Source organism: Parasedimentitalea huanghaiensis (genome assembly GCF_009753675.1).
Classification (GTDB): Bacteria; Pseudomonadota; Alphaproteobacteria; order Rhodobacterales; family Rhodobacteraceae; genus Parasedimentitalea; species Parasedimentitalea huanghaiensis.
In genome coordinates, this window is the sequence record NZ_WQLV01000003.1 from 35,387 (window position 1) to 51,724 (window position 16,338).

Here is a 16,338-nt window from a genome sequence, read left to right on the forward strand (position 1 = left end):
TTGCCCCTCGTCGCCCTAAATCCCCTAAATTACTCCGACAGTGTATGGTGGCCTTGGCCGCGACATGTCGGCCCGTGCGCAAAGCGCAGACCGAAGGATCAATTCCGTGACGCAAGCAACAGCATCAGGCGAACTCTACCTGAGTATCTCGAACCTCTGGAAAGCCTTTGGCGAATTCCTGGCTCTGAAAGACATATCCCTGGACATACATGAGGGTGAATTTATTTGTTTCCTCGGGCCTTCGGGCTGCGGCAAAACCACCTTGCTGCGGGCCATCGCCGGGTTGGATCTGCAAACCAAAGGTTCGGTTATGCAGGATGGCAAGGATGTGTCGAACCTGCCGCCCTCAGAACGGGATTTTGGCATCGTGTTCCAGTCTTATGCCCTGTTTCCCAACCTGACGATTGAGAAAAATATCGCCTTCGGCCTGGAAAATACCGGACGCGATAAATCAGAAATTGCCGTGCGCGTTCATGAGCTTCTCGAACTCGTGGGCCTGCCAGATCAAGGCACAAAGTACCCTGCACAATTGTCAGGTGGACAGCAGCAGCGGATTGCATTGGCACGCGCCATCGCCACCAATCCCGGCTTGCTATTGCTCGATGAACCGCTGTCGGCGCTGGATGCCAAGGTGCGGGTTCACCTGCGTCATGAAATCAAAGAGCTGCAGCGAAAACTGGGTGTGACCACAGTCATGGTGACGCACGACCAGGAAGAAGCGCTGACCATGGCAGATAAGATTGTTGTGATGAATCAGGGCGTTATCGAACAGGTTGGCTCTCCGACCGAGATTTACCGCGAACCTGCCAACCTGTTTGTGGCTGATTTTATTGGTGAAATGAATCAGCTTCCGGCCACCGCTCGGGGTAAGGCCGGTATTTCGATTGGCGCAGACAGTGATATCGTAAAAAGCCAGACTCACCACTTCTCCGACGGTGAAACTATTGTGGCCGCCATCCGGCCCGAAGATGTGATCCCTCACGGCAACGGCACAAGTGCATCCGACGAAACAGACGTTATCGGAGACCCGGAAAACGTATTCACGGTGAAGCTGGCAGAGATGGAGTTTCTAGGGTCGTTCTGGCGTTGCCGCTTGCAGAATGAGTACTTTGGCGCGTCTGAGCTTATAGCTGATTTTTCTATCAATGCCGTGCGCCGGTTTGAATTGGAGGAGGGCAAAGACATGGTGGTCGAACTACCACAGGACCGGCTGATGGCCTTCCCCCGTGTGGAGGCAAACTGATGACCAGCCCGTCAACTAATATCTCGTCAATGCCACCGGGCCCAGTGATCAAAAGTAAGCTGAGCCGTGATGATGTCATCATGCGCAGCGGCATGATTGTGATCGCCTTGTATCTGGTGGTGACACTGGCCTTTCCGCTCTACGCAATGCTGTCGAAATCTTTCTCGACCTACCGGTTTGAGCTGTCACAGTATGAAATGCAGGTTTCAGATCAGGACGGCGTGTTTGATGGGGCGATCTTGAATCCCGTAGATTTGAATGCCGCAACGGGTGCCTATTCCGATACTGATTTGAGCGCCGGCTCAGATAGCCGCCTGCCAGTCACCCAGCTGTTTCCTGATTTCAGTTTCCGCAGTCCGGTGATGTACCAGATCCGCAACGCCCAGCCTGGCGGGCGCTTTCTGGTGGGCTCCACCCTGCATGACGATACCGAATGGACCACCTTAGACAGCAACAGCTTCCGCCGTGTTCAGCTGCGCCCTGTGAAATCCACGGGTTTCGACAACTTTGTCAATTACTTCTCGACTCCTGCGTTGTTCAACTCGATCAAGAACTCCTTGTTCATCGCAGTTGTCAGCACCGTGGTCACCGTCACTCTGGCCTTTTGGTTTGCCTATGCTCTGAACCGAAGCTGTATGCGGTTCAAAGGCGTGTTCCGGCTGATTGCAATGGCTCCAATCCTGGTACCTTCGCTGTTGCCGGGGATTGCACTTGTCTATCTGTTCGGCAATCAAGGTATGCTCAAGGAACTGCTCTTTGGTGCCAGTATCTATGGCCCAATTGGCATTGTCATCGGTTCGGTATTCTTCACCTTTCCCCATGCTTTCCTGATCATCTCAACCGCGCTGGCGATCTCTGATGCGCGGCTATACGAGGCGGCGTCATCGTTACGGGCCACGCCGTGGCGCACCTTCTGGACCGTTACCATTCCCGGTGCGCGCTACGGTCTGATTTCCGCCAGCTTTGTGGTGTTCAATCTGGTCATCACCGATTTTGGCTTGCCCAAAGTGATCGGCGGCCAGTTCAACGTATTGGCAGTCGATATCTACAAGCAGGTGATTGGTCAGCAAAACTTTGAGATGGGCGCGGTGGTTTCCGTTGTTCTGATCATTCCGGCTATCTTTGCCTTCGCACTGGATCGGTATGTGCAAAGCAAACAGGTTGCTGCGCTTTCGGCGCGATCAGTTCCTTATCAACCCAATCCCAATCCAAAGATGGATCGGATTTTCCTAATCTACTCCAGCTTGGTTGGTCTCTTCATTGTTGGTATCCTTGCGGTTTGCCAATTTGCTGCGCTGATCAAGTTTTGGCCCTATGATCTAAGCTTGTCCCTGAACAATTACCAGTTCGACAAAATGGATGGCGGCGGTTGGGGGTCTTACTACAACTCGATCAAGCTAGGTTTGATCACAGCAGTTGTAGGGACCGCAGTCATCTTCTTTGGGGCCTATCTGGTTGAAAAATCCAAAGGCTTCCGAGTAGGCAGGTCGCTGTTCCAGATGATTGCAATGTTGCCGATGGCCATTCCGGGAATGGTCCTGGGCCTTGCTTACATCTTCTTCTTCAACAACCCGTCCAATCCGCTGAATGTGATCTATGGAACCATGGCCATTCTGGTTATTTCCGCTGTCACACACTTTTACACAGTGTCGCACCTGACGGCGGTAACGGCATTGAAGCAAATGGATCGAGAATTTGAATCGGTGTCGGCGTCACTAAAACAGCCAACTCTGAAACTGTTCAGCAGGGTCACAGTGCCCGTTTGTATGCCAGCGGTGCTGGATATTTCGATCTACCTGTTCGTCAACGCAATGACCACGGTGTCAGCGGTGGTGTTTTTGTACTCACCAAAAACCTCACTGGCCTCAATCGCGGTACTCAACATGGATGATGCAGGGGATATCGCACCTGCAGCGGCGATGGGAATGATGATCTTCTACACCAATGCTGCGGCCCGCATTTTGCACCTGATTGCCTCCAAAGGCATTCTGCGGCGGACGCAGGCCTGGCGCGCGCGCTAAATACCACGGCGTTGTTAACGAGTATTCCCCCTGTCAAAGGTCAAACTTTGGCAGGGGGTACTTTTTTAGTCTGTATGCCGCGAGCACAATCCATAAAGGCCCGGATCACTTTGACGTCTCGCCGCTGGCCGAGATGAACTAGGGATTCACTCATGGCAATATTAGTGCCGACGACCTGAATTGGCACCAGCCGTTCATCGTGGCCAAACTCTGCCAATGAAACAAACCCAATCCCGGCACCCGAAGCCACCACTTCGCGTACAGCCTCGCGTCCTTCGGCCTCAATTGCTGGGGTGAGGGAAATACGTTGCTTTGCCGCCTCCTGAACCAGCTTTTCCCGAGTTTTTGAGCCAACTTCGCGGAAAACCAGTGGCATTTTTGACAGTTCTTTCAAGGTTACGGTTGTTTTTCCCGCCGGTAATAACCCTTTGCTGGCAAACCCAATAATTTCAGTGGCTCCCAGATCCAACACTTCCATGTCTTTGCCTGGTGATGGGCTGCCAGCGACGCCTATCTCGGCGTTATAGGCTCGCAGTTCTTCCAGGATTTCGCCGGTGTTACCCACGCGCAAACTGACTGTGACATTGGGATACCTGGTCCGAAACGTTCGCAAGATATCTGTAACATGATGCGCAGAATCAGCGATGATACGCAGGGTGCCATCAATCGCTGCGCTGGTTTCAGACATATAGTCGTGGATGTGCTGTTCGATCTCAAAATACTGTTTGGTCATCAGAAACAAGCGTTCGCCAGCATCTGTCAGCCGAACCCGTTTACGATCCCGGCTGAACAATAAAACGTCATGTTCTTGTTCCAATTTGCGAACCTGTTCTGAAATTGCCGGTTGTGTCAGGTGCAGTGATTCAGCCGCACGAGAGAAGCCTCCCAATAGGGCGACATGATGAAATGCCTTCAACTGGCTATGGCGCATGAACAGCTTCCTTGTGCTATAGGGGGAACCTATAGATTAATCGTTTTTTACAATTTTACATATGGCCAGACATGCCGCAATGCTTACCTTGAAAAGAGTGTTCGGAGACCACCATGACCAGCCGAGATAACGCGATAGAATCCCCCCGTCTGGGCGAACCTTACCTGCTGACGCCTGGGCCGCTAACCACCTCATATGCTGTAAAAGAATCCATGTTGCGCGACTGGGGTAGTTGGGATGATGACTTCCGCGCCATGACTGCTGAAATGCGCAGACGGCTGCTGGCGATGCTGGGGCAGGGCGCAGATGACTTTGACTGCGTTCCAATGCAGGGCAGTGGCACATTCTCGGTTGAGGCAATGCTGGGTAGCTTTGTGCCGCGTGACGGCAAGGTTCTGGTGTTGGCCAATGGAGCTTATGGCCAGCGCACGGCTCAGACCCTTGCATATCTGGGCCGCGATCATGTGATCTTGGACAAAGGTGATTACCTGCCGCCGCGCGGCGACGAAGTGGCGCAGATCCTGGCGGATGATCCGGCCATTACTCATGTGGTGGCGATCCACTGTGAAACCAGTTCTGGTATCTTGAACCCGGTGGAGGAAATTTCGCAGGTGACCTACGCTGCGGGGCGCAAGTTGCTGGTCGACAGCATGTCAGCCTTTGGTGCGATACCGCTGGAAGTGGCACAGGTGCGCTATGAGGCGCTGGTGTCTTCGGCCAACAAGTGTATCGAAGGCGTACCCGGATTTGGCTTTGTCATTGCCCGCAAGTCCGAGCTGGAAGCCGCCAAAGGCAACAGCACCTCGATCAGTCTGGACGTGCATGCCCAATGGGCCACTATGAACAAAACCGGCCAGTGGCGGTTCACGCCACCTACTCATGTGGTTGCTGCCTTTCTTGAAGCCCTGCGCGCCCATGAGGCTGAAGGCGGGGTCGAGGGCCGCGGCGCGCGCTACACCCGCAACCGCGATGTGATGGTGGCTGGTCTGCGCGAGTTGGGTTTTGAAACCTTGCTCAAAGATCGCTGGCTGTCGCCCATCATCGTTACCTTTTTCTGCCCGGCAGATCCGAAATTCGTCTTTAGCGAATTTTACGATCTGATGAAGGCAAAGGGCTTTATCATCTATCCCGGCAAGCTCACTGTGGTTGAAAGTTTCCGCATAGGCTGCATTGGCCAGATGGATGAACATGTAATGCGGCAGGTGATTGCCGCAGCAAAGGATACTCTGGCAGAGATGGGCGTGAAAACCGCGACACCTCCCGCCCGAGCACTGGAAGAACGCGCCAAATTGGCGGCCTGAATACGTAAAGGAAGACCCATGACTACTATATCCCCTGTCGAAGCCAATGGCCGCATTTATCCCACCCCCAAGGTCTGCGCGATTGCGATCTGTCTGGACGGCTGCGAGCCTGAGTACCTGGATAAGGCCATCGCTGATGGTCTGATGCCAACGCTGAAACGTATGCGTGAAACTGGCACTGACCGGCTAGCCCACTCGGTGATCCCATCGTTCACCAACCCCAACAACCTGTCCATCGCCACCGGTCGTCCGCCAATCGTGCATGGTATCTGTGGTAATTTCCTCTACGAGCCGGAAACCGGTGAGGAAGTTATGATGAACGACGTGCGTTTCCTGCGCGCGCCCACAGTGTTCTCTAAGTTCTACGAGGCCGGTGCTAAGGTGGCGATTGTCACTGCCAAAGACAAGCTGCGCGCTTTGTTGGGTGCTGGCCTGTCATTTGATGATGACCGCGCCAAGTGTTTCTCGGCCGAGAAATCCGATACTTCGACGGCAGCTGAGCACGGTCAGGACGAGGCCAGCAAATGGCTGGGTATGGTTCAGCCCGAAGTCTATTCGGCTGATCTGTCCGAATTCGTCTTTGCTGCGGGCGTCAAACTGCTGGCCGAGTGGCAGCCGGACGTGATGTATCTGACCACCACCGACTATGTGCAGCACAAATACGCGCCCGATGACGCAGACGCCAAATCGTTCTATGAAATGTTCGACAAGTATCTAGCGCAGCTGGACGAAATGGGCGCAGCGATTGTTGTCACTGCCGACCACGGCATGAAACCCAAGCATCTGGCCGATGGTTCGCCTGCGGTGATCTATGTGCAGGACGTGTTGGACGAATGGCTGGGTGAGGCCGCTGCGCGGGTGATCCTGCCAATCACTGACCCTTATGTGGTACATCACGGCGCGCTGGGATCTTTTGCCACCGCCTATCTGCCTGATGGCGCTGATCGGAACGACGTGGTCGCTCGCTTGCAGGCCATCCCGGGTATGACCCATGTTCTGACCCGAGAACGTGCTGTCGAAGATTTTGAACTGCCTGCCGACCGTATTGGCGATATCGTCATGGTCTCAGGCGAAAATATCTGCATCGGCACCTCTGAGCACCGCCACGATCTGGCTGCGCTGAATGAACCATTGCGCAGCCATGGCGGATTGACCGAGCAGGTTGTCCCCTTCATCGTCAACCGTGTGATCGATCTGGGCAGCAAACCGGATCTGCGCAATTTTGATGCGTTTTTCTACGCCACCACCGCGGCGGCGCTTTGATATGAAGGATAACCAGACCATGGCAGACAAGATCGAAGTTCGCCACGAAGGCATGCGTATCGGGGGCAAGACAGTCTTTACCGATAACGTGATCGAGGTGAAGTATCCTTACACGGATGAAGTGATCGGAACGGTGCCTGCGGGCACCGCCGAACATGCCAGACAGGCCTTTGAAATTGCGGCCAACTATAAATCCAAACTCACCCGCTATGAGCGCAGCCAGATCCTGCAACGCGCTGGTGAGCTGATTGGCGAGCGGCGCGAGGATCTGGCCAAATGGCTGACACTGGAACTGGGCATCTGCCACCAGCACGCCATTTACGAGACCAAACGCGCGCAGGATGTCTACCAGTTTGCCTCGCATCAGGCGCTGAATGATGATGGTGAGATTTTTTCCTGTGACCTGACCCATAACGGTAAGGATCGTAAGATCTATACCAAGCGGGAACCTGTGCGTACGATCTCAGCGATCACACCGTTTAACCACCCGCTGAATATGGTCAGTCACAAGATCGCTCCGTCGATTGCCACCAACAACTGTATGGTCTGCAAGCCAACCGAGCTGACGCCGCTGACGGCAATTGCTCTGGCTGATATTCTGTATGATGCCGGTTTGCCGCCAGAAATGTTCCAGATCGTTACTGGCCTGCCGCAGGACATCGGCGATGAAATGATCACCAATGATAACATCGACATCATCACCTTTACCGGTGGTGTGCCTGTGGGGAAAATCATTGCGGACAAAGCCGGTTATAAGCGTCAGGCGCTGGAATTGGGCGGCAATGACCCGCTGATCATCTGCAACGATCTGAGTGATGAAGACCTTGAAAAGGCCGCAACAATTGCTGTGGCCGGTGCGACTGGAAACTCGGGCCAGCGTTGCACTGCGATCAAGCGTATCCTGGTGCAGGAAAGTGTTGCCGAGAAATTTGTGCCGCTGGTTCTGGAAAAAGCCAAGGCGATCAAGTTCGGTGATCCACAGGATCCTGAAACGCAACTGGGCTGTGTGATCCATTCCCAGGCGGCTGAGATTTTTGAAAACCGCGTCTATCAGGCCGAAAAAGAAGGGGCAAAAATTCTCTATCATCCCGGCCGTCAGGGCGCATTGCTGCCGCCAATTGTGGTTGACCACGTACCCCATGACAGCGAGCTGGTGATGGAAGAAACTTTTGGACCCATCGTGCCAATTGTGCGGGTGCCAGACAATGACGAAGAGGTTATGGCAATCTCGAACTCAACCGAGTTTGGCCTGTCCTCGGGTGTTTGCACCAATGACCTGAACCGGGCGATTTCTTACATCAACGGGCTGGACGTAGGAACCTGCAACATCTGGGAACAACCCGGATACCGCATTGAAACCTCGCCATTCGGCGGCATCAAGGACAGCGGCAATGGCGTCAAAGAAGGCGTGACTGAGGCGATGAAGTTCTTCACCAACGTCAAGACTTACTCGCTGCCCTGGCCCAACTAACCCGGAACTCTCCCCGACTGCGGGGCCCCAACTGGGCCCCGCTTTTTTCCACACTACTGGTCGAGGCATCATGACACCCCAGATCGTACACACCGAAGGGGAGTCCAATACCTCGGACGCCCGCAAAGCCTGGCTGAAAAAGTCCATCGGCCCAAAATCCAAACCTCTGCTGGCGCGTGATTCCGAAGCGTTTCTACATCAAAGCCTGTCCAGCCCCTGTGTCAGCACCATCGCCAAGGCGGATGGCATCTGGATTGAGGACAAGGATGGGCACCGGTTCATGGATTTCCATGGTAACTCGGTCCACCATATCGGTTATGGCCACCCCAAACTGATTGCTGCTATCAAGGCCCAACTAGATGATCTGCCCTTTGCCCCACGTCGTTTCACCAATGATCCGGCTGTGGAACTGGCTGAAAAGCTGGCCGAAATCGCCCCTGGTGACCTAAGCAAGGTCCTGTTCACCACCGGCGGATCTGACGCCAACGAAGTGGCGCTAAAAATCGCCCGTGCGGCCACCGGCCGGTTCAAAACAGTCTCCTTTTGGGATGCCTTTCACGGCGCGGGCCTTGGTGCTTCGTCGGTTGGTGGCGAAGCAACGTTTCGCAGCCATATTGCCGGGCCGCTACTGCCGGGCACCGAACACATCGCACCGTTCCACCCAACCCGTTGCCCCTATGGTCACAAAACGCTGGAAGACAGCGCCACGGCCTGCGCCAATATGCTCGATTATGTGTTGGAGCGTGAAGGCGATGTCTCAGCTGTCATCGCTGAGGCGATGCGCGCAGTACCGATTGTGCCGCCGCCGGGTTTCTGGAAGGCGATCCGCGCAATCTGTGACAAACATGGCGCGCTGTTGATCTTGGATGAAATTCCCACGGGTCTGGGCAAAACCGGCAAGATGTTCTGCTGTGAACATGATGAGATTGTTCCGGATATCCTGACAGTGGGCAAGGCCCTTGGCGGTGGGATCTTGCCAATAGCCGCCTGTATCGTGCGTCCTGAACTGGATGTCTGTGGTGACTTTGCCATTGGGCATTACACCCATGAAAAAAACCCGGTTACGGCCCGCGCGGCCCTGACCACAATTCAGATTATCCAAGAAGACGGGCTTGTCGAACGTGCCGCCGAACTTGGAGATTATGCGCTGGCTAAGTTACACAGCCAATTGGATGATCTTTCAATTGTCGCGGATATCCGAGGTCGTGGACTGATGTTTGGGGTGGAGATCGTCAATAACAACACCGACAAAACCCCCGATGTCGGCCGTGCTGAAAAGATCTATTACGCCTGTCTGGAGGCAGGGCTCAGCTACAAGATCTCACAGGGGTCAGTGCTGACACTGTCGCCGCCACTGACCATATCCCGCGAAGATTTGGACGTCGCACTGGATATCGTCATCGCAGCAATTAGGGATGAAACCGTGTGAGTTCGACCACCTTTCTAATCGTCCTTGGTGCGGCGTTCCTGCACGCATTTTGGAACGCCGTTGTCAAAGGTGCCGGCGACAAGACGATTATGTTGGGGATGATCGCGCTCGGGCATGTGGTGCCGGGTGTGATACTTGTCATGATGTATCCATCCCCCGGCTGGGGGGCTGTTCCCTATGTGATTGCATCAACTGTGATCCACTGGGGCTACTATTTCTTACTGAACGTTGCCTATCGGTTGGGCGATCTCAGCATGATTTATCCAATAACCCGAGGGCTGTCTCCGGTGCTGATTGCATTGGGTGCGCAGTTTTGGGTAGGCGAGACACTGCCCTGGCTGGCCTGGATTGGTGTGTTTACCATATCCGGTGGTGTGCTGATCCTGACCAAGGGCATTGTGCGTGGCGGCATACCGCTTGGTGGCGTCTTGGCGGCGGTAGGGGCCGCCGTCATTGTGGCGTCTTATTCACTGGTCGATGGTGTAGGTGTGCGCCAAGCAGACAACGCAATGGGTTACATTGGTTGGCTCTATGTTTCTGAACTGGCAGTCGCGGTCTTTGTTTTTGGCACCCGTTGGCGACGGCTGCGGCAAACCAAGGCAAAAACCCTGGTCCTGGGCTATCTTGGAGGGGTGCTATCAGGCACCGCCTATGGGTTGGTGTTATATGCCAACACAATGGCACCGCTGGGTGTCGTATCGGCCGTACGTGAAACTTCGGTTATTTTTGCCGCGATGATAGGCGTGATGTGGTTTGGCGAAGGCCCCAAACGCCGACGCTTGCTCGCGGGTGTCATTGTGTCCTTGGGTATCATCTGTATCGGGTTGACCAAATAGCTTAGCAAAAAGAGTGGCGTCTCTCGGATTCCGTTGTAGTTTCAATGGGACACCGGAACGAACAAACCGGTCGAACAAGGAGGAACGCCTTGCGACTAGCAACAGTGATGTATGACGGTAAGCCCCGCGTTGTTGCCGTGATGGAGCGTGGAACGTTGCTGGACTTGGCGCAGTCAGCCACGTTTCTGGAACAGGATCCTACTGCCTTTGCTGATATGCTTTCTCTGATCCACAGCGGTGAGCAAGGGCTTGCACAGGCCGCTGCATTGCTTGATCTTGCACCCGGAGCCGCCTGTCTGCATGTTGAAGAGGTTTCGTTTCTGCCACCAATCTTACCGGTGCAGTATCGCGATTGCCTGGCCTTCAAAGAACACTTGGAAAATAGCTTTTCGGCTGCTGAACGGCTGACCGGTCGGGGGTTCTCCATTCCAAAGGTCTGGTATCGGCAGCCGATCTATTACAAGGGCAACCGGATGTCTTTTGTCGGGCATGGGGCTGACGTGATCTGGCCGAACTACGCAGAGCATCTGGATCTTGAGCTGGAGCTGGCAATTGTCATCGGCAAGCAGGGCAAAGACATCACGTTGGAGCAAGCGCCTGACCATATTTTTGGCTATACGATCTTGAATGACATCTCAGCGCGCGATGCGCAGATGGCCGAAATGGCGGGTCAGCTGGGGCCGGCCAAGGGTAAGGATTTTGATACAGGTAACATCATTGGCCCCTATATTCTAACTGCGGACGAGGTGCCGCATCCGGCCACACTGGAGATGCAAGTGCGGGTGAACGGAGAGCATTGGGGCGGAGGCAACAGCCGGGATATGCAGCATGATTTTGGTGCTATCCTTGCCCATATTTCTGCGTCGGAAACGATTTACCCCGGTGAGCTTATCGGCTCTGGGGCTGTGGGGACAGGTTGTGGGATGGAAACTGGCAGACGTTTGAACCCCGCAGATCAGTTTGAGCTCGAAATTGAACGGATCGGTGTTCTGGCCAACCGGATTGTCAAAGAGCACTGACAGATAAGACGAAGGCGGGAAATTGAAAAGAAATGATGTTTGTGGCCTGTCTCATTCGTTACCACGGTCTAGCTATCGAAAGACCCAGATTTGTAGTATGATGGCCCAACATTGGGTCGTGCCCATTTTCTACAGGCACAGGCCCGCTTGATTAGACATGACATTAAACCAGTCGCAACTCAGCTGAGTTCGTGACTTACCACCTCGTCCAAGGCTGAATTTCCTGACCCCAAACCGGAGGTAAATATGTTTTCACGACGTACGTTTTTGCAGTCCACAGTCGCCGCAGCAGGGACAATTTCTGTGTTGCCCTGTCTCGCAAACGCAAAGGGGCATGACTTGCAGTTTGCTGATGGCGCTGTTCGTTTGACCCCAGTTTCCCATGCCTCCCTTGTTATCGAAACTCCGATGGGTGTGATCTACGCAGATCCAGTAGGAGATCCTGCACAGTATGCGGATTTACCGCCTGCCGATCTCGTACTGATCACGCACCATCACGGCGATCACCTGAACAATGAAACACTGGCTGCTGTAATGCGTGAAGGGACAACACTGATCTCAAACAAAGGGGCGCATGACAAAATGACGGCTGAATTGGCGGATCGAGCAGAGGTCATTGGCAACGCGGATACCACTAGATTTGGCCCAATTGGGATTGACGCAGTAGCTGCCTACAACACCACCGAAGGTCGATTGAAGTTTCACCCCAAAGGGCGCGACAACGGATATGTCCTGACGATTGGCGGTATGCGCCTGTATCTGTCTGCCGATACGGAAGATGTGCCCGAAATGAGGGCGTTGAAAGATATTGACGTTGCGCTGTTGTGCATGAACTTGCCGTTTACAATGGATATCAAGGCCGCTGCCAGTGCAGTGAACGAGTTTAAGCCATCTGTAGTCATCCCTTATCATTACCGTGGCAAAGACGGTGGGAGCCAGGACCCGATTGCATTTGCCGGCCTGCTAGACAGCGCAATTCGGGTTGAGCAAGGGGACTGGTACGGCAAGGGAAAAGGCATGGTCTAAAGCAATTTGGCAGCTCGTAAAATCACAGGCTGGTTTTACGAGCTGCCATCAGGAATTGCGACTATCGCTGCGGCTCACGCGTCAGGGATATAATCGCCGTCAAACTTCTTCAGGTCATCAACGATTTCATACCAGTCAGGTTTTGACGCGGTGTGGATGTGAAGGGTTGGCCGTATCTTGGGATCATCATCCAGAGCAGAGGCCGCAACCACATAATAGTCCCCGGACGCCATGTCGCCGAGTGAGGTGCCGCATGTCTGGCAAAAGCAGCGTTCAAACTTGGCGTCCGTTTCTGGCATGAACCGGGCAATCGCATCCTCTCCTTGCGTGATCGACAGGTCGTCAGCCTTGCCGATTAACACCGCAGAAAACACGCCTGCCGATTTGCGGCACCGGGAGCAGTGGCAATAGCTCAATGACGACGGTTCGCCCGAGATTTGAAATTTTACAGTGCCGCAGAGGCAGCTTCCGTTGATCACGTGATGTCCTTTCAAGGTGTCGTTTTGATGTGAACATAACGTGAACATAAATGCGTCGCAAGCCGTTAGCCCCAGTTGAATCCACCTCCGTGAACGAAAGGTGTTTCGAACATTCTGGACGAAAAGAAGAAATGTTGGCCTGTATTCGGTGCAGTTCAGGGGCCACTATTGCAGCACCACCACAATGGCCAGGGCGTCACCTTGCAGCGGCCTTGCTCCATGACCTTTGCCGGAGGTGTCTTCCATCAGTAAACGATCACCGGGCCCAAACACACGCGTTTCACCACCGCTGGTCCATCCTTCGACTTTGCCCTCAATCACTATGAACAACTGTCTGCGCGGAGAGGGATGGGCGGCATCGGTCCAGTCTCTGGGAAACCTTAGCCAGAAGAAACTGGTCGCGGCTGTAGGTTCAGAAATATCCAGTGCTGGGGCTGGGGGCGCGTATTGGACTGAACTCAGCTCAAACTCAATTTCTTCGAAATGGCTTTCTCCTGCCGGATCAGCATAAAGTCGAGTACATTTTACCGGCGTTGTATCTGGGTTGGCCATGGCTGTCCTATTGGTCGATGAATTACTACCCAATAAGGATTGAAGGAGATATCGGCTCTGTCAAGTTGCGGACTGATGATGGAAGCGCAGGTGTTGACTTAGGGCAAGGATCGCAGAGCGCTACCGGCGCAGCAGGTAGATATCCATAATCCAGCCATGGTCGGCTCGGGCTGCGGCGCGGGTGTCCACAATGCGCTGGCTTACATCATTCAATGAGCCAGAGATCAGGATCTCTTCGGGCATGCCAGCATAGGCTGACCACCAGATATGAGTGTCTGCGGCCTCAATGCTCTGGAACGAGCATTCTCCGTCCAGCATAACTACCAGTGTGTCAGCGCTGTTTGGCCAGCCATGATCGCGAAGCTGACGGCCGGTGGTGATGGTGAACGGTGCGCCGATTTCATTCACCGGGATAGCGTGGCTGGCCGTCAGGGCCTGAATCGAGGTGATACCGGGAACTACAGACAGATTTATCTTTTGCTGACGCTGCAAACGATCGGCAATACGCATGGTGCTGTCATAGAGCGAGGGGTCACCCCAGACCAGGAAACCAACTTTGCCACCTTGGGGCAGGTGGGTGGCGATCTTATCTGCCCAAACCCTTGCAATGGCGTCGTGCCAATCGTCCACGCGTTGACGGTAGTCGGTGGTTTTGGGGTCGCGCGTGGGAAGGTCGAACTCAGTGATTTTGACATCCGGGTTCCGGATCACCTGATCGCAGATCTCGCGACGTAGGCCTGCCAGATCATCCTTGCCCGCGCCCTTGTTGGGGATCAGGATCAGATCTACGGCGTTCAGGGCCTCAATGGCCTGCAACGTCAGGTGCTGTGGGTTGCCGGTGCCGATGCCAATCAGGGTCAGGTCGATCATTGTTAGGCTCCTAAGACGAGAGGCGCGGCTGACCTTGGGAAGGTGCAAAGCGCCTTCCTGGGGGAAGGTCAGGCGCGGCCCGACCTATCGGCCGGGCCATGTCGTTACTTAACTTTTACTGAAACCGAGGCTTCGACCGGTGCACCATCAACCAATAGTGCGCTGTGGCTGTTGGCGTTCAACGAGACTTTTACTTCGACGTTGCCCTTGGGCAGGTCGCCGATGTGCAGCCAGTTGCCGTAGAGGCGGCCGAGTTTGGTACCATTGATGTAGACATGCGCATGGCCTTCACCGTCGACATCCTCTTTTGAGGCATTTTCAGGCGAAAAGCGGAAGTTCTGCGGCATGACATGCAGGTTCCAACCGGCCATCGGATCTTTGGTGACTTTGACTTCCAGACCTGGGGCATTTTCCCCTGCGGGCAGGTTCACCGCACCGGCATGGTCGTGACTTGACATTTCTGCGTGGCTTTCGCCGCCGCCATGTTGGGTGGGGTCACCGTGATCATGGCCAGTAAAGGTAACACCGTTACCGGCGGCTGTGACAAAACCAGCAGCGCCACCAAAAATCAGGCCAATGGCAAATAGTGCGAGAGGGCGGGACATTCTTCTTCCTCGTGAATGAAAACCCCTCCGCCAGTTATGGCGAAGGGGGAGGGAGCTTTGTTTAGGCTGAGGCCTCGGCTCGTTCACCTTCGGTTTGCCAGAAGTATCCAGCAAAGGTGCCCACCAGGGCCCATGCGGCCAGACCAACGCCAAAGGCGCGGGCGGCAAACAGAGCGCCGATCTCGGTTGGCACCGGACCTGAGAAGCTGTCAGGCTCGGGTGCACCGATCAGGTGCGGTGCCATAAGCAGCGCAACAGCAATCAGATAGCTGATCTTGTTGCCACCAAAGGCAATCAACCACATGGCAACACCAGCAGTTGCCACCGTTGCAGTCCACCAGACTTGACGGTCGCCAACATCAGCAGCAGCAACACCCGGAACTTCGGGTGCCAGGGTGAACCCCGGTGCCAGGTGAAAGGCGATGAAACCTGCGATGCCCCAGATCAGGCCGGTACGCGCATTGATCGCGGCACCTCGGTCTTCGGCCATGGACATCAGCGCCACCATCACCAGCGTGTAACCGGTGTAGGTCAGCATGGTGAAAACGATGCTCAGTCCGTCGCGCATGGCGTCAAAGCCAGGCAGCTCGGGATGTGCGGACACAGCTGTACCGCCGAAATGTACCAACTCACCGGTCTCATAAAGCTCGGCGTGGAGCAGAACAGGCTGCACAAATACCAACTGCAGCAGGGCGGCAATCAGCCCTGCTGCAGCACCAGCGAACAACGCGCTGGTTAAAATTCGGGTGTACATCTGCTTAGTGGCAGGGGAAGCCAGTTGCGTGACGCACGTCATGCGCGGCGTCATGCAGGGCGGCTGCCTGTACGTGGCCAGTCAGGGTAACAACACCCAGGCCCAGAACGATTGCGAATACGGCTGGCAGAAAACCAAGGCCAGCGGCGGAAGCGTTCAGTGTTTTAGTCGTCATTTTGTCTCTCCTTACCGTCACACCCGACGGCATCAATTGCGTTCCACATGGCCGGTCTCCTGACTCGTGGGTCACAGCCAACTTTCCCCTTCCCACCGGGCAGTTGCCCGACAGTGGTTTGGAAAGCCGCTCGCCACTCACAGTCGCGGGGGCGGTTGAGGTCTCGACGCCGCAATTGGGTCCGCCGTTCCTCATTCCCGTTTCAGTCCTAACGCTTTGCGCTGTGCGGACACCATATCATGTCAATGTGCCTTATTGGGTATCGGGGGGTCAAGTTTGAAACCGACGGTTTAGGAGGGTTGTTGCGACTTAGGGGCTTGTTTGAAGATCAAAACACCCGGCGACACGCCGGGCCGCGCCTGA

General features: G+C 54.8%; 16 protein-coding genes and 1 riboswitch. Of the genes, 9 read left to right on the forward strand and 7 right to left on the reverse strand.

The genetic code is table 11. The annotated features are described in order from the left end of the window. Positions 1–106: 106 nt before the first annotated feature. Both GO984_RS07315 and GO984_RS07320 read left to right on the forward strand, forming a co-directional pair. The gene (locus GO984_RS07315; RefSeq protein WP_342448063.1) at positions 107–1,243 is read left to right on the forward strand and encodes a putative 2-aminoethylphosphonate ABC transporter ATP-binding protein; all 1,137 of its coding nucleotides are present in this window, start codon (positions 107–109) and stop codon (positions 1,241–1,243) included. Then, complete coding sequence (locus GO984_RS07320; protein ID WP_157021912.1) at positions 1,243–3,264, forward strand: putative 2-aminoethylphosphonate ABC transporter permease subunit; 2,022 nt, start codon at positions 1,243–1,245, stop codon at positions 3,262–3,264. The genes GO984_RS07315 and GO984_RS07320 overlap by 1 nt, the downstream gene beginning before the upstream one ends. 40 nt (positions 3,265–3,304) lie before the next feature. On the opposite strand, the gene GO984_RS07325 is transcribed toward GO984_RS07320, so the two are convergent. Next, the gene (locus GO984_RS07325) at positions 3,305–4,195 is read right to left on the reverse strand and encodes a LysR substrate-binding domain-containing protein (RefSeq protein ID WP_157021913.1); all 891 of its coding nucleotides are present in this window, start codon (positions 4,193–4,195) and stop codon (positions 3,305–3,307) included. Positions 4,196–4,308: 113 nt separating this feature from the next. On the opposite strand from GO984_RS07325, the gene GO984_RS07330 reads away from it, so the two are divergent. The 7 genes from GO984_RS07330 (at position 4,309) to GO984_RS07360 (ending at position 12,540) form a co-directional block, all read left to right on the forward strand. Continuing rightward, a complete protein-coding gene (locus GO984_RS07330; protein ID WP_157021914.1) occupies positions 4,309–5,496 on the forward strand; it encodes a 2-aminoethylphosphonate--pyruvate transaminase in 1,188 nt (395 codons plus the stop codon). A gap of 18 nt (positions 5,497–5,514) precedes the next feature. After that, entirely contained in the window at positions 5,515–6,759 is a 1,245-nt protein-coding gene (gene phnA / locus GO984_RS07335; RefSeq protein ID WP_157021915.1) for a phosphonoacetate hydrolase, read from the forward strand. Between the two features lies 1 nt (position 6,760). Further along, on the forward strand, positions 6,761–8,230 hold the full coding sequence (gene phnY, locus GO984_RS07340; RefSeq protein ID WP_157021916.1) for a phosphonoacetaldehyde dehydrogenase: 1,470 nt from the start codon (positions 6,761–6,763) through the stop codon (positions 8,228–8,230). 70 nt (positions 8,231–8,300) lie between these two features. Next, positions 8,301–9,659, forward strand: a complete 1,359-nt coding sequence (pbfA, locus tag GO984_RS07345; RefSeq protein ID WP_157021917.1) for a (R)-1-hydroxy-2-aminoethylphosphonate ammonia-lyase — start codon at positions 8,301–8,303, stop codon at positions 9,657–9,659. Next, positions 9,656–10,495, forward strand: a complete 840-nt coding sequence (locus tag GO984_RS07350) for an EamA family transporter (protein WP_157021918.1) — start codon at positions 9,656–9,658, stop codon at positions 10,493–10,495. The genes pbfA and GO984_RS07350 overlap by 4 nt, the downstream gene beginning before the upstream one ends. An 89-nt stretch (positions 10,496–10,584) precedes the next feature. Then, complete coding sequence (locus GO984_RS07355; RefSeq protein ID WP_157021919.1) at positions 10,585–11,514, forward strand: fumarylacetoacetate hydrolase family protein; 930 nt, start codon at positions 10,585–10,587, stop codon at positions 11,512–11,514. A gap of 246 nt (positions 11,515–11,760) precedes the next feature. Beyond that, positions 11,761–12,540 (forward strand): MBL fold metallo-hydrolase, encoded by a 780-nt coding sequence (locus tag GO984_RS07360; protein ID WP_157021920.1) that lies wholly within the window; start codon positions 11,761–11,763, stop codon positions 12,538–12,540. A gap of 74 nt (positions 12,541–12,614) precedes the next feature. On the opposite strand, the gene GO984_RS07365 is transcribed toward GO984_RS07360, so the two are convergent. From GO984_RS07365 to GO984_RS07390, 6 genes are all read right to left on the reverse strand, one after another. Further along, positions 12,615–13,019 carry a GFA family protein gene (locus GO984_RS07365; RefSeq protein WP_167740259.1) on the reverse strand — a complete coding sequence of 135 codons (405 nt, stop codon included), beginning with the start codon at positions 13,017–13,019 and terminating at the stop codon, positions 12,615–12,617. Positions 13,020–13,184: 165 nt separating this feature from the next. Next, on the reverse strand, positions 13,185–13,571 hold the full coding sequence (locus tag GO984_RS07370; protein WP_157021922.1) for a cupin domain-containing protein: 387 nt from the start codon (positions 13,569–13,571) through the stop codon (positions 13,185–13,187). Between the two features lie 120 nt (positions 13,572–13,691). Beyond that, entirely contained in the window at positions 13,692–14,441 is a 750-nt protein-coding gene (cobF, locus tag GO984_RS07375) for a precorrin-6A synthase (deacetylating) (RefSeq protein WP_157021923.1), read from the reverse strand. Positions 14,442–14,545: 104 nt separating this feature from the next. Next, positions 14,546–15,046, reverse strand: a complete 501-nt coding sequence (locus tag GO984_RS07380) for a hypothetical protein (RefSeq protein WP_157021924.1) — start codon at positions 15,044–15,046, stop codon at positions 14,546–14,548. A 61-nt stretch (positions 15,047–15,107) separates the two neighbouring features. Further along, positions 15,108–15,800 (reverse strand): CbtA family protein, encoded by a 693-nt coding sequence (locus GO984_RS07385; RefSeq protein WP_157021925.1) that lies wholly within the window; start codon positions 15,798–15,800, stop codon positions 15,108–15,110. Between the two features lie 4 nt (positions 15,801–15,804). Beyond that, complete coding sequence (locus tag GO984_RS07390; RefSeq protein ID WP_138161981.1) at positions 15,805–15,975, reverse strand: CbtB domain-containing protein; 171 nt, start codon at positions 15,973–15,975, stop codon at positions 15,805–15,807. A 32-nt stretch (positions 15,976–16,007) separates the two neighbouring features. Then, a riboswitch (cobalamin riboswitch) is annotated at positions 16,008–16,227 on the reverse strand. Between the last annotated feature and the right edge of the window lie 111 nt (positions 16,228–16,338).